The organism is uncultured Tessaracoccus sp. (genome assembly GCF_947286155.1).
Taxonomy (GTDB): domain Bacteria; phylum Actinomycetota; class Actinomycetes; order Propionibacteriales; family Propionibacteriaceae; genus Arachnia.
This window is the reverse complement of sequence record NZ_CAMYPD010000026.1, coordinates 1-19,696: the sequence shown is the minus strand read 5'-3', so window position 1 is coordinate 19,696 and position 19,696 is coordinate 1. Positions and strand designations below refer to the sequence as shown.

At 65.3% G+C, this 19,696-nt stretch carries 20 protein-coding genes and 1 tRNA gene; 12 read left to right on the top strand and 9 right to left on the bottom strand.

Translation table 11 applies throughout. The features are described 5' to 3' along the window. Positions 1–8 precede the first annotated feature (8 nt). From mshC to Q0X68_RS07955, 4 genes are read right to left on the bottom strand one after another with little or no spacing between them, the layout of a single operon-like run. A complete protein-coding gene (gene mshC, locus Q0X68_RS07970; protein WP_297750008.1) occupies positions 9–1,256 on the bottom strand; it encodes a cysteine--1-D-myo-inosityl 2-amino-2-deoxy-alpha-D-glucopyranoside ligase in 1,248 nt (415 codons plus the stop codon). 57 nt (positions 1,257–1,313) lie between these two features. Next, positions 1,314–2,039: an SCO1664 family protein gene (locus tag Q0X68_RS07965; RefSeq protein ID WP_159087487.1), complete on the bottom strand. Its 726-nt coding sequence runs from the start codon at positions 2,037–2,039 to the stop codon at positions 1,314–1,316. Next, positions 2,036–2,554, bottom strand: a complete 519-nt coding sequence (locus tag Q0X68_RS07960; RefSeq protein ID WP_297750005.1) for a DUF3090 domain-containing protein — start codon at positions 2,552–2,554, stop codon at positions 2,036–2,038. The genes Q0X68_RS07965 and Q0X68_RS07960 overlap by 4 nt, the downstream gene beginning before the upstream one ends. Positions 2,555–2,563: 9 nt before the next feature. Further along, positions 2,564–3,199 (bottom strand): MSMEG_4193 family putative phosphomutase, encoded by a 636-nt coding sequence (locus tag Q0X68_RS07955; RefSeq protein ID WP_108871611.1) that lies wholly within the window; start codon positions 3,197–3,199, stop codon positions 2,564–2,566. 96 nt (positions 3,200–3,295) lie between these two features. Between Q0X68_RS07955 and Q0X68_RS07950 the strand changes: the two genes are divergently transcribed. From Q0X68_RS07950 to Q0X68_RS07940, 3 genes are all read left to right on the top strand, one after another. Then, entirely contained in the window at positions 3,296–4,120 is an 825-nt protein-coding gene (locus Q0X68_RS07950) for an undecaprenyl-diphosphate phosphatase (RefSeq protein WP_297749998.1), read from the top strand. Between the two features lie 26 nt (positions 4,121–4,146). Then, positions 4,147–5,121 carry an aldo/keto reductase gene (locus Q0X68_RS07945; RefSeq protein ID WP_297749995.1) on the top strand — a complete coding sequence of 325 codons (975 nt, stop codon included), beginning with the start codon at positions 4,147–4,149 and terminating at the stop codon, positions 5,119–5,121. Between the two features lie 231 nt (positions 5,122–5,352). Further along, positions 5,353–5,438, top strand: a tRNA-Leu gene (locus Q0X68_RS07940). Positions 5,439–5,632: 194 nt separating this feature from the next. Here the strand turns inward: Q0X68_RS07940 and Q0X68_RS07935 are convergent. Then, entirely contained in the window at positions 5,633–6,232 is a 600-nt protein-coding gene (locus tag Q0X68_RS07935) for a protoglobin domain-containing protein (protein WP_197709428.1), read from the bottom strand. A gap of 11 nt (positions 6,233–6,243) precedes the next feature. Further along, positions 6,244–6,633 (bottom strand): roadblock/LC7 domain-containing protein, encoded by a 390-nt coding sequence (locus Q0X68_RS07930; protein WP_297749991.1) that lies wholly within the window; start codon positions 6,631–6,633, stop codon positions 6,244–6,246. 271 nt (positions 6,634–6,904) lie between these two features. Here Q0X68_RS07930 and Q0X68_RS07925 point away from each other — a divergent pair, with 271 nt between their 5' ends. From Q0X68_RS07925 to Q0X68_RS07905, 5 genes are all read left to right on the top strand, one after another. Then, positions 6,905–7,648 (top strand): OmpA family protein, encoded by a 744-nt coding sequence (locus Q0X68_RS07925; RefSeq protein ID WP_297749988.1) that lies wholly within the window; start codon positions 6,905–6,907, stop codon positions 7,646–7,648. Between the two features lies 1 nt (position 7,649). After that, positions 7,650–8,384 (top strand): hypothetical protein, encoded by a 735-nt coding sequence (locus tag Q0X68_RS07920; protein WP_297749985.1) that lies wholly within the window; start codon positions 7,650–7,652, stop codon positions 8,382–8,384. Then, the gene (locus Q0X68_RS07915) at positions 8,377–9,912 is read left to right on the top strand and encodes an ATP-binding cassette domain-containing protein (protein ID WP_297749982.1); all 1,536 of its coding nucleotides are present in this window, start codon (positions 8,377–8,379) and stop codon (positions 9,910–9,912) included. Before Q0X68_RS07920 ends, Q0X68_RS07915 begins: the two co-directional genes overlap by 8 nt. A gap of 48 nt (positions 9,913–9,960) precedes the next feature. Beyond that, positions 9,961–10,398, top strand: a complete 438-nt coding sequence (locus Q0X68_RS07910) for a hypothetical protein (protein WP_297749978.1) — start codon at positions 9,961–9,963, stop codon at positions 10,396–10,398. A 605-nt stretch (positions 10,399–11,003) separates the two neighbouring features. Further along, the gene (locus Q0X68_RS07905; RefSeq protein ID WP_297749975.1) at positions 11,004–11,807 is read left to right on the top strand and encodes a rhomboid family intramembrane serine protease; all 804 of its coding nucleotides are present in this window, start codon (positions 11,004–11,006) and stop codon (positions 11,805–11,807) included. Positions 11,808–11,817: 10 nt separating this feature from the next. On the opposite strand, the gene Q0X68_RS07900 is transcribed toward Q0X68_RS07905, so the two are convergent. Continuing rightward, the gene (locus tag Q0X68_RS07900; protein ID WP_297749972.1) at positions 11,818–13,026 is read right to left on the bottom strand and encodes an MFS transporter; all 1,209 of its coding nucleotides are present in this window, start codon (positions 13,024–13,026) and stop codon (positions 11,818–11,820) included. Between the two features lie 134 nt (positions 13,027–13,160). On the opposite strand from Q0X68_RS07900, the gene Q0X68_RS07895 reads away from it, so the two are divergent. Then, positions 13,161–13,883: a VIT family protein gene (locus tag Q0X68_RS07895; protein WP_297749969.1), complete on the top strand. Its 723-nt coding sequence runs from the start codon at positions 13,161–13,163 to the stop codon at positions 13,881–13,883. 28 nt (positions 13,884–13,911) lie between these two features. Here Q0X68_RS07895 and Q0X68_RS07890 read toward each other — a convergent pair whose 3' ends face one another. Both Q0X68_RS07890 and Q0X68_RS07885 read right to left on the bottom strand, forming a co-directional pair. Continuing rightward, complete coding sequence (locus Q0X68_RS07890; RefSeq protein WP_297749966.1) at positions 13,912–15,126, bottom strand: MFS transporter; 1,215 nt, start codon at positions 15,124–15,126, stop codon at positions 13,912–13,914. A 120-nt stretch (positions 15,127–15,246) separates the two neighbouring features. Then, complete coding sequence (locus tag Q0X68_RS07885) at positions 15,247–16,446, bottom strand: hypothetical protein (RefSeq protein ID WP_297749963.1); 1,200 nt, start codon at positions 16,444–16,446, stop codon at positions 15,247–15,249. Between the two features lie 103 nt (positions 16,447–16,549). On the opposite strand from Q0X68_RS07885, the gene Q0X68_RS07880 reads away from it, so the two are divergent. From Q0X68_RS07880 to Q0X68_RS07870, 3 genes are all read left to right on the top strand, one after another. Then, entirely contained in the window at positions 16,550–17,128 is a 579-nt protein-coding gene (locus Q0X68_RS07880; RefSeq protein ID WP_297749960.1) for a protein-L-isoaspartate O-methyltransferase, read from the top strand. Positions 17,129–17,510: 382 nt separating this feature from the next. Further along, entirely contained in the window at positions 17,511–18,662 is a 1,152-nt protein-coding gene (locus Q0X68_RS07875; RefSeq protein WP_297749957.1) for an energy-coupling factor transporter transmembrane component T, read from the top strand. Further along, the coding region (locus tag Q0X68_RS07870) for an ATP-binding cassette domain-containing protein (protein WP_297749954.1) at positions 18,659–19,696 on the top strand (1,038 nt) is incomplete at its 3' end. The genes Q0X68_RS07875 and Q0X68_RS07870, both read left to right, overlap by 4 nt.

Genomic DNA, 19,696 nt, shown 5'->3' with positions numbered 1-19,696 from the left:
AGCGTTCCTCACAGCGCGACGCCGAGCAGAGCGTCGATCGCGGTTGTCATCTGCTGGATGGCATCGGTGTCGTCGGAGTCGACGGCCGCGGAAGCCGCAACCCAGGCGTCGACGGCAGCGATGGCGGCCGGGGCGTCGAGATCATTGCGCAGCGCGGTACGCATGGCTGCGATCGTGTCGGCAGCGGGGACAGCCGTGCGGTCGTTGAGCACGCTGCGCCAACGCTCCAGGCGGGCGGTGGCCTCGTCGAGCAGCTGGGGCGTCCATTCCCAGTCGGAGCGGTAGTGATTATTGAGCAGGGCGAGGCGGATCGCCATGGGGTCGGCGCCAGCCTTGCGCAGGCGCGAGACGAGTTCCAGATTGCCCTTCGATTTGCTCATCTTCTCACCGTCGAGCCCGACGAGCCCGGCGTGGACGAAAGCTCCAGCCATGCGCTCTCCGGTGAGGGCGCGCGCCTGGGCGGCACACATTTCGTGGTGCGGGAATGCAAGGTCGCGGCCGCCGCCTTGCAGATCGAAATGCGCGCCCAGGTACTCCAGCGCGATGGCGACACACTCGACGTGCCACCCCGGGCGCCCTGCGCCGAGGGCAGACTCCCAGGCGGGTTCACCGTCGCGGGCGAATCGCCACAGCAACGAATCGAGGGGGTGCTGCTTGCCGGGGCGATCCGGGTCGCCTCCATTCTCCCGAAACAGCGAGATCATGTCGGCTTCGTCGAGCCCGCTCACTTCGCCGAAGCCCGCCACGGCAGCGGTGCGGAAGTACCAGTCCGGGTGCTCGGGATCGTCGATCTGGTACACGAGCCCCGATTCCGCGAGCCGGTCGATGACGTCGACGACGAGGCTAATCGACTCCACGGCTCCGATGTAGTGCGACGGCGGCACGATGCGCAGCGCCTCCATGTCGGTGCGGAATAGCTCGATCTGGTCGGCGGCGAGTTCGTCCCAATCTTGGCCAGTCTGCGCGGCGCGCTCGAGCAGCGGATCGTCGACGTCGGTGACGTTCTGCGTGTAGTTCACCTCGACGCCGAGGTCGCGCCACACGCGCCCGACAAGGTCGAACGTGAGATAGGTGGCCGCGTGCCCCAGATGCGTGGCGTCGTAGGGTGTGATGCCGCACACGTACATGCGCGCCACACCTTCGGCCGGACCGACCGGGATCACTTGATTGGTGGAGACGTCGAAGAGGCTCAACTGGTTCGAAACGCCTTCGGAAGGCTGCAAGGTTGGCACGTTGACGTGGGCCCACGAATACATGGCCACCAATCTACCCCAGCCGGCGCAAGGCACCGTCGGATGCCCACGGCCGACGCTTTAGAAGGGCGGCCAGGGTATGGCAGGCCACTTCGTGCCCGGCTGCGGAAAGACGCCGGCGGCACAGAGCCTGGCGGCGCGATCCCGGAGCGCTTCCCACTCCTCGTCGAGCAGGCCGTCAGCCAGTGGCTCGCTGATGGCTTGCACGGCAGCCGCGACCGTGAGCTCGGCCTTCGTCAGCGGTGAGCCTGCGAAACCCCACAAGACGGTGCGGAGTTTGTCGTCGACGTGGAACGTCACCCCGTGGTCGACGCCGAGGATGCGGCCCTTCGACTCGATGAGGTGGCCGGCTTTACGGTCGGAGTTGTTGCAGAGCACGTCGAAGAGAGCCATCTGGCGGAGGCGTTCGTCGTCGCGATGCACGAGCACCACCTGGCCGCCCTGACCGTCCTCCCCCGCCGCGATGGGCAGCCACGCGTCCGTGAGCTCGTCGACGGGGATGACGTCGACGGTCTCGGTGAGCTCGCCGTCGATGAAACGCTGCAGTGAGCCCTCGCCAAGCTCACCTTCGCCCCAGACCGTCTCGGGCACGAGCCCTAAGCCGAGGTGCTCGGACAGCGCATACGCCGCCACTTCGCGGCGCCCGAGTGGACCGTCAGGAAAATCCCACAGCGGCTGCTCGCCTGCGTAGGGCTTGTACACCCATCGATCTCCCGACGCGTCTTCCGCCAGGAAGGTGTGGTTCGAGGCGCCGAGCAGGCGACCGAGGATGCGCAGGCTGCTCACTGGAATAGCTCGCGGCGATAGCCGTTAGAGCGCGGGCAGATGTGTCCCTCGGGCCCGAGCGGCTGGGCGCAGATGGGGCATGATGGGCGGCCCGATGCGACGATCTTCTCGGCCCGGCCGGCGAATTCTCTGGCCTTGCCGGGGGTGAGCCAGATCTGCACGAGGGTACCCTCACCCTCGAGGTCTTCCTCGACGGGGAACAGCTCGATCTGTGCGGACATCCGGCCTGCGTCCCACGCGAGTCCGATGGCGCCGGCTCGGAAGTCGACATCCACGGGCGCGTCGAGGGGCCCCATGTCGCGTGGCTCGAAGGCTTCGGGGATGGGTTCGCCGAGCGCGACGAGCTGGTCAAGGATCTCAGTAATGCGTCGGCCCAGCAGCTGCGCCTGCTCTTTCTCGAGGGCCACCGCGGCGATCTGACTGCCTTGCGATACCTGGATGAGGAAGAGACGGTTGCCGGGCTCGCCCACGGTGCCCACGACGCAGCGATCGGGGTGGCGAAATTCCATGAGCATGGTTCTAGCCTACGCGTTCGTGCTGCCGCCGACGGTGTGTCCGCGAGGCGTGAGCGTGCCCACGCTGTCGGGGGTTCCGCCAATGAGCCGCACCAGCGGCTTGGTTCCTGTGTAGTCGATGATGCTGAGCGAGCCGGGAGGCACGTCGATGCGCTGGAACTCGTCGAAATCCATGGCGAGCGCGTCTGCCAGGATCACCTTGATGGGGTCGCCGTGGCTGAATACCGCAACGATCTCTCCCGGGTGGCGCTCGACGATGCCCCGCACGGCTGCGAGACAGCGTTCCTGCATCGCGAGCATGCTCTCCCCAGCGGGGAACGCGACAGCGGTGGGATGCAGCTGGATGTCCGACCAGAGCTCCTCGTGCGCGAGGGTTTCCAGATTCGTGCCTGACCAGCTTCCGTAGTCGCATTCGTTCAACCCGTGCTCGACGACCGCGTCGGGGTACCCTGCCCAGGCGGCCGTTTGGCGGCAGCGTTCCATCGGCGACGAGTACGCGGCCTGCGCCTGCTTCAGTGCCGGCTCGAGTGCTTCCGCTTGGGCGCGGCCTGCGTCGTCGAGCGTCACCCCGGGCATGCGGCCAGCCAGAATACCCGCTGCATTTGCCGTCGAACGCCCATGTCGCGCGAGAATCAGGATGGTCATGCCAACACGCTACCCGGTTCCGCCTACTACGTTTGGGCGGGACGCAGGCGTATTCTGTGCGTCGCTGCGAGATATACGGGACGGAAAGGCGAACTCGTGACTTGGTTTGAAGGTATCATTTTGGGACTCGTGCAGGGACTCACCGAGTTTCTGCCCATCTCATCGAGCGCCCACGTGTCCATCGTCGGGCAACTGCTGTTCGACGGACGTGACCCCGGCGCCGCATTCACCGCCGTCACCCAGCTGGGCACCGAGGCCGCCGTACTCGTCTACTTCTGGAAGGACATCACGCGGATCATCCACCGGTGGTGTCTCGCGCTCGTCGGCAAGCACGACCGCAACGACCCCGACGTGCGCATCGGGTGGCTGGTGATCATCGGGTCGATTCCCATCGTCGTGCTGGGGCTGCTGCTGGAAGACGCCATCGATTCGGGCCTGCGGAACCTGTGGGTGACCGTGGCGATGCTCGCCACCGTCGCCATCGTGCTCGCCATCGCCGACCGCCACGGCGCCCAAAACCACCGCGACCTCGACAAACTCACCTGGGGGCACGGCGTGGCGCTCGGCTTCTTCCAAGCTGCCGCGCTGATCCCCGGCGTGTCTCGCTCGGGCGCGACGATTTCCGGCGGCCTGTTCCTCGGGTACAGCCGCGAAGCCTCGGCCCGGTACGCGTTCCTGCTGGCGCTGCCGGCTGTGTTCGGCTCGGGCTTGTACAAGCTGAAGGACATCGGCTCCGACGGTGCGGTCAGCTGGGGGCCGACGGTCGTCGCCACGCTCATCGCGTTCGCCGTAGGTTACGCGGTGATCGCTTGGCTGCTGCGCTACATCTCGACGCACTCGTTCAAGGTCTTCGTCTGGTACCGACTCGGGCTCGCGGCCGTCGTCGCTGCGCTGTTGCTCGGTGGGGTGCTCACTGCCTGAGTCCGCTACGGCATAGGCTGAACCGCATGGAACAACGACCTCTGGGAACCTCCGGGCTGCGCGTGTCCCCCGTCGGGTTGGGCACGATGGCGTGGGGTCGCGATGTCGACGCTACCGTCGGGCGGCATCTCCTTGAGTCGTTTGTCGAGCGCGGGGGCTCCCTCGTCGACACGGCACCTGCGTACGGGGCCGGAGCGGCGGAGAAGATGATTGGCGCGACGCTCTCCCGCGGCTTGCCGAGAGAGTCGTTGGTGATCGCGACGAAGGCCGGGTTCGTGGTGCGAGACGGGACGCGGGTGATCGACACCTCGCGCGGCGCGCTGCTCGATGACCTCGCCAAGTCGCTGCGCAGGCTCGGCACCTCGTACGTGGATCTGTGGCAGGTGCACGCGTGGGGCGAGGCTCCCCTCGACGAGACACTCGCCGCCCTCGATGCCGCGGTGAGCAGCGGTATGGCGAGGTACGCGGGCGTCTCAAACTTCGTCGGGTGGCAAACCGCAACCGCCGCGACGTGGCAGAGCGCGGTACCGGGGCGGGCGCGGATTAGTAGCGTGCAGGTGGAGTATTCGCTGCTTGCTCGTCGCGCTGAGGTGGAGGTCGTCGGTGCGGCGCACCATCACGGGCTCGGCGTGCTGGCGTGGAGCGCCCTGGGGCGTGGTGCGCTCACAGGCAAGTATCGGGGCGGGCGTGTGCCTCGCGATTCCCGTGCCGCATCGCAGCATTTCTCCTGGTTCCTGGAGCCCTATCTGCAGCCGCGGTCGCTGGCGATTTGCGACGCGGTCGCGCACGCTGCGCAAGGGCTCGGCCTCACGCCGGCCCAAGTCGCCCTGCTGTGGGTTCGCGACGCGCCGCAGGTGGCGTCGGCACTCATCGGGCCGCGCACGGTCGATCAGCTCGAGGAGCTCATGGACGTCGACGGCAAGCAACTCGTCGCCCCCATCGTCTCCGCCCTCGACGACATCTCCGGCGGCCCTAACGCCCTCCGCCCCGCCGCGTCCTGACCCGCGCCTCCTGGCCCGCCGCCCAGCCCCCGTACGGCCGTGTTTCCCCGCCCAAGCAGGTGCAACCTGTGCGGCAACTGAGCGGAACATGTGTCACCTGCCTCTGGCACTCCTCCAGGCACCTGTAACCTGTGCGGCTCAGTCGCGGATCATGTGTCAGATGCCTGATTTGGTTGGCCGGCGAGAGGGCTGCTAAAGTTCCTACTCGCGCTCCCCTTGAGTGCAACACCTGTCCGGGTGGCGGAATTGGTAGACGCGCTAGCTTGAGGTGCTAGTGGCCGCTTTAGGCTGTGGAGGTTCAAGTCCTCTCTCGGACACGCGAAAACCCCGCATGACTGATGAACACAGTCATGCGGGGTTTATCTTTCCCTGGTCCGCCCGTTTGCATTGGACCGCGGGACGGCCTTCCCGCGCGTGCGCCTTGTGAGCTTCGTGTCCTTTGCTCGGCCCGCGTGTTTTGCGGCGTGAGAAACCCCGTGCCATCGGCGTGACGGCACGGGGTTTCACTCGCTCAAGAGCCGTGGAGCGAAGCGGAGCGTACTTCCTTGTGCGCCTTGTCGAGAGCGTCACCGACCTCTTGGTCACGAAGCCGCGCTAGGAGCGCTTCTGGCATACCAGCGACGCTGAAGAGCGCGGAGCTGACTGCGTGATCGTACGCGAACGTGATGATGGAGCTCACCGTCGACGAGACTCGACGGAAGGCCACCGACAGCTCGCGGCGCTCATCGTCGGAGATCTCCAGCGACTCGCTGCTTTCCACAAACTGCGCCACAAAGTTGGCCATGGCGAGCATCATTGGGTTGTTCACCCGCCGGATGACGTGCGTGAGCCCAACCAGTGCCATCCACGCCCAGTAGTCGTCGTCGAGGGGCCCGCGGACAGTCCGTTCCCACCAGCCCTGCAGCGACTCCTCACGCATGGGACGCTCGCCTGGCTTGAAGATCTTCTCCGTCTCCGAGTGTCCATACACGGTGTCGTAGAAGGCATTGACCATCTCGGGTCCAAGCCCGACGAGTGCATCCGCGTGCCGCTGGATGACGTCAGCATCTTCAGGGCGGACGCGGCACTCCGGGGGCGCCTGGTCGATCGCCGTCTTCGCGATGTCATGCATCGAATCCATGCTCAGGCCCTCCCGAGGAGCTGCTTGAGTTCAACGGCGGCGACGCGAGCTTCGATGCGCATGAGGCCGAGGTTGGAGTCGATGGGGCCGGTGAGGACGAGCACGGCGTCGGCGCCGACCGAGTACGTCACCATGTAGCCGTTCTGTCCGCGAACCACGGCTTCGGCAAAATCGCCCAGCTCAGCGCGCTCAGCAATTCGCCCACCGAGGCCCAGAGCGGTAGCGGCCATGGCCGCGATGCGCTCTGCGTCGGAGTCCGAGAAATCATGGGCGACGGGCAGGCCGTCGGTGGACGCGATCATCACGCCGTGTAGCTCCGGGATGGACCGGCGCATATTGCCGATCACCCTAGAGAGCTCATCAGTCTTGCTGACGATGTAGTTGCTGGTCATAATCTTTTCCTCTCAACACTGCTGTGCTGCCCAGTTGCACTAAGCCCCCCGGACCTCCTTGGAGGCCATGGATGAGGAACTACTGTGGAGCCACCAGTACACTATTGGACTCCGGAGATATGCAAGTTTGGACTACTTCAACCTCGATGACGCATTGAGCCTAGCCGCTCAGTGATACACTTCGGGATGGAAACCCCGGTAAGCTCTCCGGGATACCGTCTCTTGACCGCTAGCGGGAGGCACGTCGAGCACCTCTGAAGGAGGATCCACTGTGAGCGGCGGTAGATCATGGGCTCCGGTGGCTGGCGTCGCCGCGGCCTTGGCCGGAGCTCTATTGGCCGGATCAGCGTGGGTCGTTTCGTCGGCTGAGTCTCAACTCACCCGGCGTGCCGCCGCTGAATTGGCCAACGCCGATGTGCACGCGGACGTTTCCTATTCGGGCTTCGACGCGACGCTGACGAACCTTGCCGATGCGGCGACGGCGGACACAGCCCACACGGTGGTTTCGGGCGTGAGTGGCACGCGAGTGGTCCAAGTCGAGGATCATCAACCTCCGGGCTCCTCCCAGCCAAGCGAGGAAGCGAGCCCGGCGGCGCCTGAGTCGCCATCCACGACACCACCCCCGGTGACGAACGACGCCTCCCCCACCCCTGCCACTCCATCGACCTCGGCCGAACCACCTTCCTACCCCAACCTGATGTTCGAAGGGGCGAGCGCCTCCGTGCGCTCGGAAGACGAGACGGTGCTGCGGGAGTTGGCCGAATATTTGACCGCGCACCCTGACGTCATGGTCACGCTCACGGGATACACCGACAATGGCCAAGACGAGGCGGGCCGACGCGCGCTTTCCGACGCACGAGCCTCCGCCGCCCAAGAGGTGCTGCTGGACGCCGGTGTCGATGAAGCCCGCATCACCACGGTCGCAGGCGGGGATGCAAACCCCGTCGCCCCAAACGACACCCCGGACGGGCGTCAGCTCAACCGTCGGGTCGAAATCACCTTCCAGGAAGGATGACGTGCAAGGTTTCGCCTACGCATATCTGCAGATCCTCGTGGTCCTCGTCGTGGTCGCCGCCTTGGCCGCCTTGCTGGGCTTCCTAATCGGCCGTCGACGGTCCACCCCAGTGGAGGCTTCGTCGCACGCTGAGGGACAGTTGCGACCGCCAGCGGAGCGCGCGCACGAAGCCCCCGCCACGACGCATGCCGCTCGCGAGGAGATCCAAGAACAACCGCGGCGGACAGCCGAGAGCGGGCCCGTAGCCCCGGCTCGTGGCGGAGCTCAGGTCGCGTCTCCTGATCCGCTGGAAGATACGACGACGCGTCAAGCGCGCGTTGCAGTGCCCGCCGAATCATCCGAGGTCCGAGGAGGCGACCTCAGCTCAGCTGCTGAGGAGCCTCACCAACGGATGGAGACAGCAGGGGCGATGGCCTACGAACCCGAGGAAACGTCACGGGCAGCGCCCTCTGTCGCTGACCTTGACGAGACGCCGACCAAGTCCGACGAGGAAGAGCTCCTCCGCGAGAAGCTCCGTCACACCGAGCAGGAGATGGCCAGATTGGAAGCACGCGCTATCCAAGCGTGGGACGAGACGATCGCAACGCTCGAAACTAAGTTGAAACAGCTCCAAGAGGAAAACCAGAGCTTGGTGCAGAGGCTGAACGAGTCCGACAACCTGCGCCTCATTGAGCAGGAGAAGGCTCACCGACTACGAGATGCGCTGAGGAGCGCCGGGGGTGCCCAACATGAATGACCGCGTGTTACTTTCCGCGGAAAAGCTGGCGAAGAACTTCGGGAACCGGGAGATCTTCAGCGATGTGGAGCTGGAGGTTCGGTCCGGAGAATGCGTCGGAATCATCGGACCCAACGGGGCGGGCAAGTCCACCTTGCTCGGTATCCTCGCCGGTGAGATCCAGCCCGACGACGGGCAGATCACTCACGGAGAGTCCGTCTTAGCAAAGGGCCGCGAGGCGCAGACCGGTCTGATCGCCCAACGCTTCAACGTCAACCCGGGGCTCACCGTCGCTCAGGCGATCTTTCGCGGCACCAACATCGGCCCGTCGGAAGAACGCCAGCGTGCACGGGCCCTGTTGGCACAGGCAGGGATTTCGCTGGATCCGATGTCGCGGGTAGGGGGTCTCACCAGACCGGATGTCGGCCTAGTCGAATCCATGCGCTTGTGGGCGGATGACACCGTGGATGTGGTGCTTGTCGACGAGGTCTCGGCTAGGTTCAATACGCGTGAGTTGGACGAGCTCCACTGGATCGTCAACAAGATCACGAGCCAGGGCCGCAGCGTCGTCTACGTCTCCCATCGCTTAGACGAGGTTCGCGCCTTGTGCGATCGAGTGTTGCTCCTGCGCGAAGGGACTCTTGTAGAGACGGATCCCGACGCCGACCTCGAAGGAGAGATCCACGCAGGCCCCATCGCTCACAGCGTTCCGAAATCTCACGTCCGAGACCAGGTGGCCCTTGAAGTTGTCGGCCTCTCGTCCGGAGTGGTGTCCGACGTGAGCTTTACCGTGGCCGCGGGCGAGATCGTCGGGTTCGTCGGTGGACGAGACTCGGGCATGCAGGATGTGATTGCCGCGTTGACAGGGAAGGCACCCGTCGAGAGCGGCACGGTGACAGTACAGGGCAGGCAGGCGTCGATCAACACTCGCGAGGGAGCAGTTCGAGCAGGCATCGCCCACCATTGGCCGGGCGCGGGAGGCGATCACGTCGCCGCAAACCTTGTGGTCGGCATCGAGGATGACGACGACTTCGACGAGGCTCAGACCGCCATTGCCTCGATCTTGGCAGCCATGGAACAGATGGACAACCACGGGCTCAAGCTGTTCGGCGAACGGCAGGGGTCGTTCGGTCAGACGGAGAGTCGCTACTTGTCCGCTCTGCTCTCCGCAAACGCAGCGGTCCTAGTCCTTGAGGATCCCTCTGCCACGCTGGACGCCGCAGCCCGAGCAGCCCTGCACGAGCACCTGACTGCCGCCACTGAGCGTGGAATGGCCGTGGTGCTCATCTCGTCTGACAGCCGCGAGCTGGTGTCGTGGACCCGGAGGCTCTTTGTCTTCCGTGAGGGACGGCTCAGCGAGACGTGGAACTCGGAGACTGTCACGACCGTGCGGCTCGACAAGGTGTTCCGAGAGGGGGCGGCGACCTCCGTCGAAGAGCCGGACATTTCGGCCGAGTCGGAGCCTGGACCCGCACAGGAGCCGACGGAGGATAAGGAACTGAACATCGTTGTGACGGACTTCGGGAGGAATTGGCTCGCCGGTCGTTGATGGTCGGAGCCCACCGGCCTGACACCGCAGGCGTGCAGAATGACGTGCGTGAAACGTTCTCCGGTCCTGTATGTCCTGCTGGGTGCCCTCGGCATGCTGGTGCTGATCATCGTCGTGCTCGTCATCGCATGGTTCTCCATCTCGAGACCAGCTGGGCAGGAGCCGGGAACGCCAGCGCCCCGCCCGACGCCCAGCACCCCGTCACCCCCAGCGGAGCTGAGCGAGGAAGACATATGGATCGATGACATCGATCTCCAATCTGGCGGAATGTCACTGCCTGCATCCTCGCTACTGAACGTCGACGGCACGGCCAGCGGGGTCCTGTCGAGCGACGGCCACGTCACGGCGCAACACGTGGACATCACCGCCACCGTGCCATTCCATGAGGTGGAGAAGCAGCTCGGCCACGGCTCGACCGTGACTAGCGCCGGTGGTGGCCAAGCCAGGATCGAACGCACAATCGAATTCGCCGAACGCTTTTTGTAAAGCTGGGGATGGGGATAGATGAATCACCGACACTCAGACAAGCCGCAAACCCCGAGCAACCGTTGCCATGACGGCAACAGCCGCCACCCACACCCACAACCCAAGCAAGCCCCATTCACAGATAGCGGCATGGCATCCACCCCGACCATCACAGCCGCAACGAGCACCCACACGCCCGGAAACGCCGCAAACGGCCATTCTCTGCACTCCCCCTGTGTGTCTCAGAGTATGCATACATTGCTGAGTATGCAGACTATGCAGAGTATGGGCCGACGGCCCGAATAGACACAAAATAGACACATGGCCGGATGATTTCGGCATAAGACCTAGTTACAGCGATTTAAGCAGAGGTTCAAGTCCTCTCTCGGACACGACACGAAACCCCGTCTGACTAGGCAATATAGTCAGGCGGGGTTCTTCATTTGGGCCGTTCCCCCACCTCTCCCCCACTTCCTTGTATGAGCTACAACGCCGTTCCTACGCATACCACCAAGATAGATCAAGTTCGTGGCTCGTCTACCCACCACCAACTTGATCTATCTTGAGCGTTTCAGTTACTGCTCGTCGTTGTCGCTGGATTTTCCCGGGCGTGCCAATCTAGTGGCATGTATTGGTTCCGAATCGGCAAACTCGAGGTCACCACGACGGTGTTCGTCGCGCTGGCTGCTGGCCTGGGCAGCCTCGTCGCACTGTTCTCCAGATCGTTGACCGTATTCGGCGCGATGTTCTCCAGCGCTGTGATGCGCGGTGAGGTCTGGCGCCTGCTCACGTGGCCGTTCGTCGAACCATTCAGCATCTGGGCAGTCCTCACGATCTTCTTCTTTTGGTACTTCGGCAACGCCATCGAAGACCAGCTCGGCAAACAGCGCATGGCCTCGTTCCTCGTCGGCCTCTGGGTGATCGTGTCGCTCGCCTACCTAGCAGCAGACCTCCTTCTCCCCGGCAGCGCGCCGTTGGCCGGGCTGGGTCTGATCCAGCTGCTCCTCATTCTCATCTTCATCGCTGAAGCACCGAACCGGATGTTCTTCTTCCGCATCCCCGCTTGGGTGTTCGGCGCCATCATCTTGGCGCTGCAACTGCTGCCGATGATCGCCGCGGGCAACCTCGGCGCGCTAACGGGGCTCGTGCTGAGCCTCTTCGGAGCCGCTGTCTGGGCGCGACGGTTCGGGCTCTTGACGCAGTTCACCTGGCTACCCGGCCCCCAGCGACGGCGACCCCGCAGCCGCGCGAAGCTCCGCGTCGTGGAAGCGAAACCTCCGAAGCCCAGCCCAGCAGAACGCAAGCAGCAGAACGCTGAGGCCAAACTCGACGCGCTCCTCGACAAGATCAACGCTTCCGGCATGGATTCCCTGTCGAAATCAGAACTCGCTGAACTGCACAAATTGAGCAAGAACAGAAGACGGAGCTGACTCCCGACGGTCAGTCGCCCGCGGCCAGTTCGTCGTCGCGGGCCGGCAGCAACGCCAGGGCAGCGCCAATAGCGACGGCTTCCAGCACACACAACGCGACGATGAACCCGCCCCAGCCAGCTCCCGCCCGCACCAACCCGCTCGCGTATCCGACGACGGACGAGCCCGTGTAGTAGGCCAGGGTGTAGAACGACGATGCCTGCGCCGCTGACCTGTGAGCCAGCGCTGGCACCCAGCCGTTCGCTACCGCGTGTGCCGCGAAGAATCCGATGGTGAACAGCACGAGCCCGACGATAATGATCGGCAGTGACACGACGAGAGTCAACAGCGCACCGCACAGCATGACCGCCGTCGACGCAACGAGCACCCGACGTCGCCCCCACTGCGCCGCGAGTTTCCCAGCCTTCGACGACGACCAGCTGCCAAACAGATACGCGAGGAAGAGCAGCGACACCCACGCAGGAGACAGATTGAACGGCTCCTGGCCGAGGTGAAACCCCAAGTAGTTGTACATTGCGACGAAGGTGCCCATCAGCAGGAACGCTTCGGCGTAGAGCACCAGCAGGCGTCGGTCGGTGAGGGTTCCGAGGATGCGCCTGGTGATCGCCCCCATCCGGATCGGCTGCGCTACGAAATTGCGTTGCCGAGGGCACATGACGATGAAGACCACCGTGGCGAGCACCGCCATGCACGTGACTGACAGCACGCCGATGCGCCAGCCGCACAGCTCCCCCATCGGCGCTGCGATGATGCGCCCCGACAACCCACCGATGCTCGTTCCCGAAATGTATGTGGCGGAGGCGAGCGTCGCGTGTGATCGGTGGACCTCCTCCGAGAGATAGGCCATCGCGACGGCCGGGATGCCACCCAGCGCGGCGCCCTCGCAGAAGCGGATGGCCACCAGCAGCTGAAACGACGGAGCGAAGATGCTTGCCAGCGCGAATACCGTCGCGGCGATAATGGCGACGATCATGGTGTGCCTGCGCCCGAACCGGTCGGACACGGCCGACCACACCACCACCGACGACGCGAGCCCTAACGTTGCCGCAGACACCGCCAGCGCGGACTGGGCAGGGGTCACGCCCAAATCGGCCTGCACGAGCGGCAGCACGCCCTGCACCGAGTAGAGCTGCGCGAACGTCGCAATCCCGGCGCAGAACAGCGAGATGAGCACCCGACGGTAACCCTCGCTGCCCCGCTCGTAGCCGGCTGCTTCCACCGTCGCCTCCAATCTCCTCTATCAGTCATACACCCAGGCCAACCCAGCCAAGGAGATCGTTAGGGTAGCTTCACCTTGCACAGGCTTGCCTTCCCTTGCTGGCAAGGGACGATGCCAATGCATACGGTGAAATCATGACCGTGCTGGATTTACCCGAAGCACCTGCAGAGGAGTCCGCTGCGGGTGCACAGAAACTCAACTGGCTGCGAGCCGGCATCCTCGGTGCCAACGACGGCATCGTGTCGACGGCGGCCGTCGTCGTGGGCGTCGCGGGCGCGACGTCGGCGCTCGGACCGCTCATCGCTGCCGGCGTGGCAGCGGTGGCTGGCGGCGCGATTTCCATGGCCCTCGGCGAGTATGTCTCGGTGTCATCGTCATCCGACGCCCAGCGCAGCCTCATCACCAAGGAACGTCACACCCTGGCGACTAACCCTGAACGGCAGCTGCAGCATCTCGCCCGCGCGTATGAGCGCAAGGGGCTCTCTCCCGCCACCGCTGAGCGCGTCGCCCACGAGCTGAGCGCCAACGACCCCATCGCCGCCTACCTCGAAGCCGAGCACCACCTCACCGACGAAGATGTGGTGAGCCCCTGGCATGCCGCGTTCGCGTCCTTCGCTGCGTTCCTGCTCGGCGCACTGCTGCCGTTCCTCGTCGCAATTCTCGTGCCGATCCCTGCGAAGGTGCCCGCGATCTTCGCGTCGGTGCTCGTAGCCCTTGCCGCCACCGGCTACACCGGGGCGCGCCTGGGTGAGGCAGACCCGCTGCGTGCCACGACCCGCGTCGTGTTGGGCGGTGCGCTCGCGCTCACCGCAACCTTCCTCATCGGGTGGCTGCTCGGCTCCCAGGGTGTCGTCTAAGCCCGGTTCCCGACGCGGCCTCTCACCCTCACGGGTTCCAGGCCTTGCGAGGCCGATCGCGCCCGACGAAGCTCGCGGCGACGAGCGCCAGCACGCCCGCACACAGCACCGGGATAAAGCCGTGCCACAGCACATCGCTCAGCTGCCCGGCCACCGCAGCTCCAATCGAAACGCCGAGGGTCAGGCACATGGAGAGCATGGTCATCGACGATGCCACGCGCGAACGCGGCGCCACTTCTTCCGCGCGGGCGAACCCCGTCACGAGCACGACGCCGATGCCGACGCCCATGAGAATCGCGATGATGAGCGCCGGCCACAACGTGGGCAGCAGCGAAAACCCAGCACCGGCCAACAGCAAGCCCACGGCGCCGAACGCGAGGCGCATCCGCAGCGTGACACGGTCTGGCAGCCTCGGGGTGAACACCGACGAGCACGCGCTGCCAATGCCGACCGCGCCGTAGACGATGCCGGTGAGGTGGTCGGTTCCTCGGGCGTCATTGACGGCGGCGAGCGCGGTCTGCGTCGCGCCGAAGGTCACCCCGACCGACAGCAACACGATCATAGGCGGCAGCAGCGCACCCATAGGCAGCCGTTCGGCGGGTGTGGCGCGGGCACGACTCGACCCGCGGTCCCAGTCTGCCCGCGACGACCACAGGTACAGGCAGAACACTCCCTGCCCCACAATGATGATGCCCATCAGGGCGCGAATCGCGAGGCCAGGCCCGAGCCCGGCCACCAACGTGCTTGCCGCTACCGGACCGATGATGAAGCTCATCTCGTCGACGGCGCCCTCATACCCGAGCGCTTGCCGGACAAGCTGCGGGTTACCGTATCGGCGCCCCAAGTGCGACCAGCGTGAGCGCACGATCGGCCCCAGCTGCGGGTTCGCGAGCCCGCACACGGCGGCGAGGGCGAGGAGCGTCGTCGGAGGAAGATCGCCGGCCACCAGCGCTGGCGTCACGGCGGCGATAGCGACGAGCCCGCTCACTTGCACCACGGTCGCGGACACCACGACGGGCAACGGGCCAAACGCGTCGACGAGGCGCCCCATGATCGTCGCGCTGATGGCTGTGCCCAGCCCGACCGCCGCCACCGTGAGACCGCCGAGCCCGAGGCCCAAGCCGACCTGGGCGACGTACATCAGCAGCCCAAGCTGCACCATCGCCGGCGGCAGCCGACCAATCGCCGACGTGATCAGAAACGGCCAACCACCGTGCTGTACGAGCGAGGCATTGGAGCCCATAGTTCGACCCTCCGGGAATAGCGTTGACGCCGCAAATCCCACCTCACTTTGCGGCACGCTTCCCATACAACGCACACAGTCTAGCCCTGTCATTGTGGCCGCACGAATCGCCGCACGTGCTCAGGGCAAGGAGAGATCGTCGGCATTGAACGCGGACACTACCGTACGCTTGTCGTCACGGTCGTCGATGGCAAGCAGGTACCCGCCCCGGCTGTGTAGACGGACACCAACCTCCGAGGCTCTCGTCGTGGTGTAGGACGGCTCCGAAAACACCATCTTGCCGTCGCTGGACTCCCCGAGCGCAATGCCCGACGAGGTGAGTCCGAGTGTCGACGACGAGCTCTCCCCGAACCCAGTGAGGCAGTGCGATTGGCCCGTACGGGAGTCGAACATGAGGCTGCCAGCCCACAGCACGCCGTCATGACCGGCGAGATCACCCGACGTCGGGCACTCCCCGGCGTAGTCGAGCAGCACGGTGCCTTCTTCGTCGACCACCACGAGCTCGCTACCAGGGATGCCCGTCGCGGCATAGATACCACCAGGCAGGAGGAACCAGCGCATATTGCTCGCTCCTCCCTCGAGCACCACCGTGTTGCCGTGCTGGATACGCACCGAACCGTCGGGGGATGTGACAGAGTACGATGGGACACCTCCCTCGACGGCGGTGAGCCACGACTGCTCTTCTCCCTCAAGGAGATCGCCCCACTGCACCGTCTGGGGCTCTCGGTCAGGGCCGAGGAATGTAAACGACGTCGACGGCCCAAAGGAATCGGGATACGAGATATAGCCCACCAGGTGGCTCCACGACTCCACCTTGGAACGGTCGTCGGTGCGCTCCGGGCGGATGGTGTCGCCCTGCCCGTCTTGGAGATCAAACCAACGAATGTCGCCCGAAATAGCAGCGGTCTGTGGGCCCGTGTTGGTGGTGAACCACACCGAGACAACCCCGAGCACTTCATCGATGCTGATCCGCGGGTGCAGGCCGTCGTCGCTGCGCGGTTTGCCGACGGTGTGCTGCCACCGCTGCGCTCCGTCCCACCCGTACTGGGTGACGACGACGTCGGCGCCGTCGCCGTCGGTGACGGCAGTGATGCCGTGCTTCGTTTCAGCCCAGGCGCCCGGAATGGTTTCCACCGACACCGTGGCTTTCTCGAGGCCGATCTCGTGCAGGCCGGGTACGGGCTCCACTGGGGCGATGCTGCCTTGCACCGCGGTATCAGTGTGTTTCCCCGCCGAGGGGTCTTCCGTCGGGGCTTGGGTTCCGCACGCGCTCAGCACGACGGTGCACACCAGCGCAGCGATACGAATACCCTTTCCCACGCGGCCAGGGTACCGCAGCCACGCATCAACCAGCGTGCGCTAGGTTGATGGAGGGAGACGGCACCAGGGATTCCTCCTCAACGCCATCGACGAAGGAGCAACCATGACCGAAGACGCACTTGAGGCTCGTATCAACGAAGCCATCGAAGCGACGCCTCGAGCAGATTTCCTGCCGGAGAAGGTTCGTTCTCGGGCCGAGGAAGACCGCCCATTGCCGATCGGCAGGAACCAGACGAACTCGCAGCCAACCACGGTGCGCGACATGCTCTACCTACTCGACGTGCAACCCGGAGACTCCGTGCTCGACGTGGGTGCAGGCTCAGGCTGGACCACCGCGCTGCTCGCATACCTGACCGGCTCAGAGGGTTCCGTCCTCGGACTTGAGATCGAGCCCGAACTCGTCGAATTTGGTGCGACGAACCTCTCCCACTTCGAGCGTCCCTGGGCGGAAATCAAGCAGGCGGTCAAGGGCAAGCTCGGCCACGCTGGCCGCGGCCCCTACGACAGAATTCTCGTATCCGCAGCGGCCAGGCGCATGCCGCCGGAGCTGTTCGCGCAGCTCGCGCCGGGTGGCGTATTGGTGATGCCTGTGGGTGGCCAGATGTGGCGCGTAATAAAGAACGAGGCCGGCAAGCCTGAAATCAGCCGCGTCGGCGAGTATCTCTTCGTTCCGCTGCGCTGAGGGGCCCGCCGCCTCGACGAGAACGTCGCCTATTCCGGCACAGTTCGGCGAAGCGAGTAGGGTAAAGCCGAGCTCGAGAAGTCGGTGTGATTCCGACGCTGTCGCGCAACCGTGAAGCCTGTGGGCAAAGCCGGACCTCGAGCCCGACCACAATGGAAAGGCTGCCACATGGCAAACATCAAGATGAAGCGAGCCGCAGGGGCCGTCGTCGCGATTGCGATCATCCCCAGCGCACCGTTGAACCCGTATGCATCCGCATGCGCGCTTGCGGGCACTGAGCACGCCTGAGCGTTACTGACCGCGTCGCCCCTACGCTCGGCGCCGAAACTCCCCCGCTGGCGGAGACTCTCGACTGCCCGGACAGGGCGTGCTCATCGAACCCATGTTGCAGCGTTATTTCCTTGCCCGCCCGCTCCACCCGTTTGCGTGGTGGGGCTGGGCGATTCTGCTCGCGGTGGTGGCAGCGTCGAGCACCAACGTGCTCTTCCTCGGCGCGATCATCGCAGCGTTGACCCTCGTCACGGTGTCGCGGCGGGGCGACAACCCTTGGGCCAAAGGGTTCAAGTACTACTTACTGCTGGGCGCCTTCGTGGTGGTCGTGCGCATTGCCTTCCGTGTGTTGCTCGGGGGTGGCGACGGCGCCACCGTGCTGTTCCGGCTGCCCTCTATCCCCCTGCCGGATTGGGTGGGCGGCATCCGTCTACTTGGCCCAGTATCGCTGGAGTCGCTGCTTTACGGGCTCACCGACGGCATGCGCCTCGCCACCATCATCATCGCCGTGGGGGCAGCAAACTCCCTCGTCAACCCCAAACGCCTACTCGCAGCGTTCCCGTCGGCACTGTACGAGCTGGGGACGATCCTCGTCGTAGCGTTCAGCGCCCTTCCGCAGTTGGGCGAGGCGATGGCACGCGTGTTGAAGGTGCGCAAGCTGCGCAAACAGCAACAGCCGAAGAACAGGCGGCAGCGGCTCGGCTGGATCGAGACCATCGTCGTGCCAGTGCTGTCGGATGCGCTCGACCGTTCCGTCGCACTGGCCGCGAGTATGGAAGTGCGCGGCTACGGCCGCAGCGGGCACGCAACCAAGCGCGAGCGGGCAACATCGACGGCATTGGGACTTGCTGGGGTGCTGCTCCTCGCGGTGTGGTCCTACTGCTTGTTGGCACAGCCCGGCCTCGGACCAACGTTGTGGGGCATCAACCTCCTCGAGCTGGCACTCTTGCTCGGCGGGGTATGCGCGATCATGTACGCGATGCGCATCTCCGGGCGCCACGTGCAACGCACCCGATACCGTCGTGACCCCTGGGCGCTGGCCGAGTGGTGCACGATCACGTGCGGACTAGCGGCGGTGGTTGGTGCGCAGTGGGTGGCGCGGTCGAGCGCGGGCCGCGTGCTCAACCCCAGCATCTCCCCGCCGACGTGGCCGGAGCTCACCCTGCCGCTCGTCGCGATGGTGCTGGTCGCCGCACTGCCTGCCGTACTCACACCACCCCCGACGCTATCCACGTCGCGAGAGAATGCCGGAGGTCTGTCATGATCCGTTTCGACGATGTCACCATGCGCTACGCGCACAGCCCGCTGCTCCGGCTCGACCGCGTGTCCTTCGAGGTGGAGGAAGGCGAACTATGCCTCGTCGTGGGGCCCACCGGTGCAGGCAAGTCGACGCTGCTGGGCGCAGTGAACAATCTCGTGCCGCGCTTTACCGGCGGCACGCGCACCGGACGCATCTTCATCGACGACGTCGACACCACAATGACGCCGACCCGCGAGCTCGCCACCACCGTCGGCTACGTCGGGCAGAACCCGATGGCTGGGTTCGTCACCGACATCGTCGAGGAAGAACTCGCATACTCCATGGAACAGCTGGGGTTCCCCGAGGCGGAGATGCGCCGTCGCGTTGAAGAGACGCTCGATCTTCTTGGCATCGCAGAGTTGCGACGCCGCCCCTTGCGCACGCTGTCTGGCGGCCAGCAGCAACGAGTGGCGATCGGCAGCGTCTTGTGCAGCGCGCCCAAGGTGCTGGTACTCGACGAGCCCACCTCCGCACTCGACCCGATTGCCGCCGAGGAAGTGCTGGCGCTCATCTCCAGGCTCGTTCGTGACCTCGGCACGACAGTGCTCCTGGCCGAGCACCGCATGGAGCGCGTGATCGAGTTCGCCGACAGTGCACTGCTCGTGCTGCCCGATGCCACCGTCCGCCACGGCCCCGTCGGAGAGATCCTGCGCGGAGCTCCAGTGCAGCCCCCGCTCATTGAGTTGGGCATAGCGCAAGGCTGGGGCCCGCTTCCACTCACCATCCGCGAGGCCAGGCGCATGGCGCGCGAGCAGCGACGACGGTGGGCCGAACAACCCCCGCAGCTTCCTGCCCCCGAACGCGGCGGCGAGGTGGTGCTACGTGCCGATGACATCGTCGTGCAGTACCCCGGTGTCGTCGCCGTCCGAGGCGTGAACCTGCGCCTTCGCCAAGGCGAGGTGACGGCCCTCATGGGCCGCAACGGGTGCGGGAAATCGAGCCTCCTGTGGACCGTGCAAGGTGCGGGCGAGAAATCGTCGGGGCATGTGGATGCCACG

What these genes read in the sequence shown, in the direction of transcription:
- Q0X68_RS07905 (WP_297749975.1), top strand. Translation starts at nt 11,004, where the DNA reads ATGTATTGGTTCCGAATCGGCAAACTCGAGGTCACCACGACGGTGTTC.
- Q0X68_RS07880 (WP_297749960.1), top strand. Translation starts at nt 16,550, where the DNA reads ATGACCGAAGACGCACTTGAGGCTCGTATCAACGAAGCCATCGAAGCG.
- Q0X68_RS07945 (WP_297749995.1), top strand. Translation starts at nt 4,147, where the DNA reads ATGGAACAACGACCTCTGGGAACCTCCGGGCTGCGCGTGTCCCCCGTC.
- Q0X68_RS07960 (WP_297750005.1), bottom strand. Translation starts at nt 2,554, where the DNA reads ATGCTCATGGAATTTCGCCACCCCGATCGCTGCGTCGTGGGCACCGTG.
- Q0X68_RS07915 (WP_297749982.1), top strand. Translation starts at nt 8,377, where the DNA reads ATGAATGACCGCGTGTTACTTTCCGCGGAAAAGCTGGCGAAGAACTTC.
- mshC (WP_297750008.1), bottom strand. Translation starts at nt 1,256, where the DNA reads ATGTATTCGTGGGCCCACGTCAACGTGCCAACCTTGCAGCCTTCCGAA.
- Q0X68_RS07955 (WP_108871611.1), bottom strand. Translation starts at nt 3,199, where the DNA reads ATGACCATCCTGATTCTCGCGCGACATGGGCGTTCGACGGCAAATGCA.
- Q0X68_RS07930 (WP_297749991.1), bottom strand. Translation starts at nt 6,633, where the DNA reads ATGACCAGCAACTACATCGTCAGCAAGACTGATGAGCTCTCTAGGGTG.
- Q0X68_RS07875 (WP_297749957.1), top strand. Translation starts at nt 17,511, where the DNA reads ATGTTGCAGCGTTATTTCCTTGCCCGCCCGCTCCACCCGTTTGCGTGG.
- Q0X68_RS07890 (WP_297749966.1), bottom strand. Translation starts at nt 15,126, where the DNA reads ATGGGCTCCAATGCCTCGCTCGTACAGCACGGTGGTTGGCCGTTTCTG.
- Q0X68_RS07935 (WP_197709428.1), bottom strand. Translation starts at nt 6,232, where the DNA reads ATGCATGACATCGCGAAGACGGCGATCGACCAGGCGCCCCCGGAGTGC.
- Q0X68_RS07895 (WP_297749969.1), top strand. Translation starts at nt 13,161, where the DNA reads ATGACCGTGCTGGATTTACCCGAAGCACCTGCAGAGGAGTCCGCTGCG.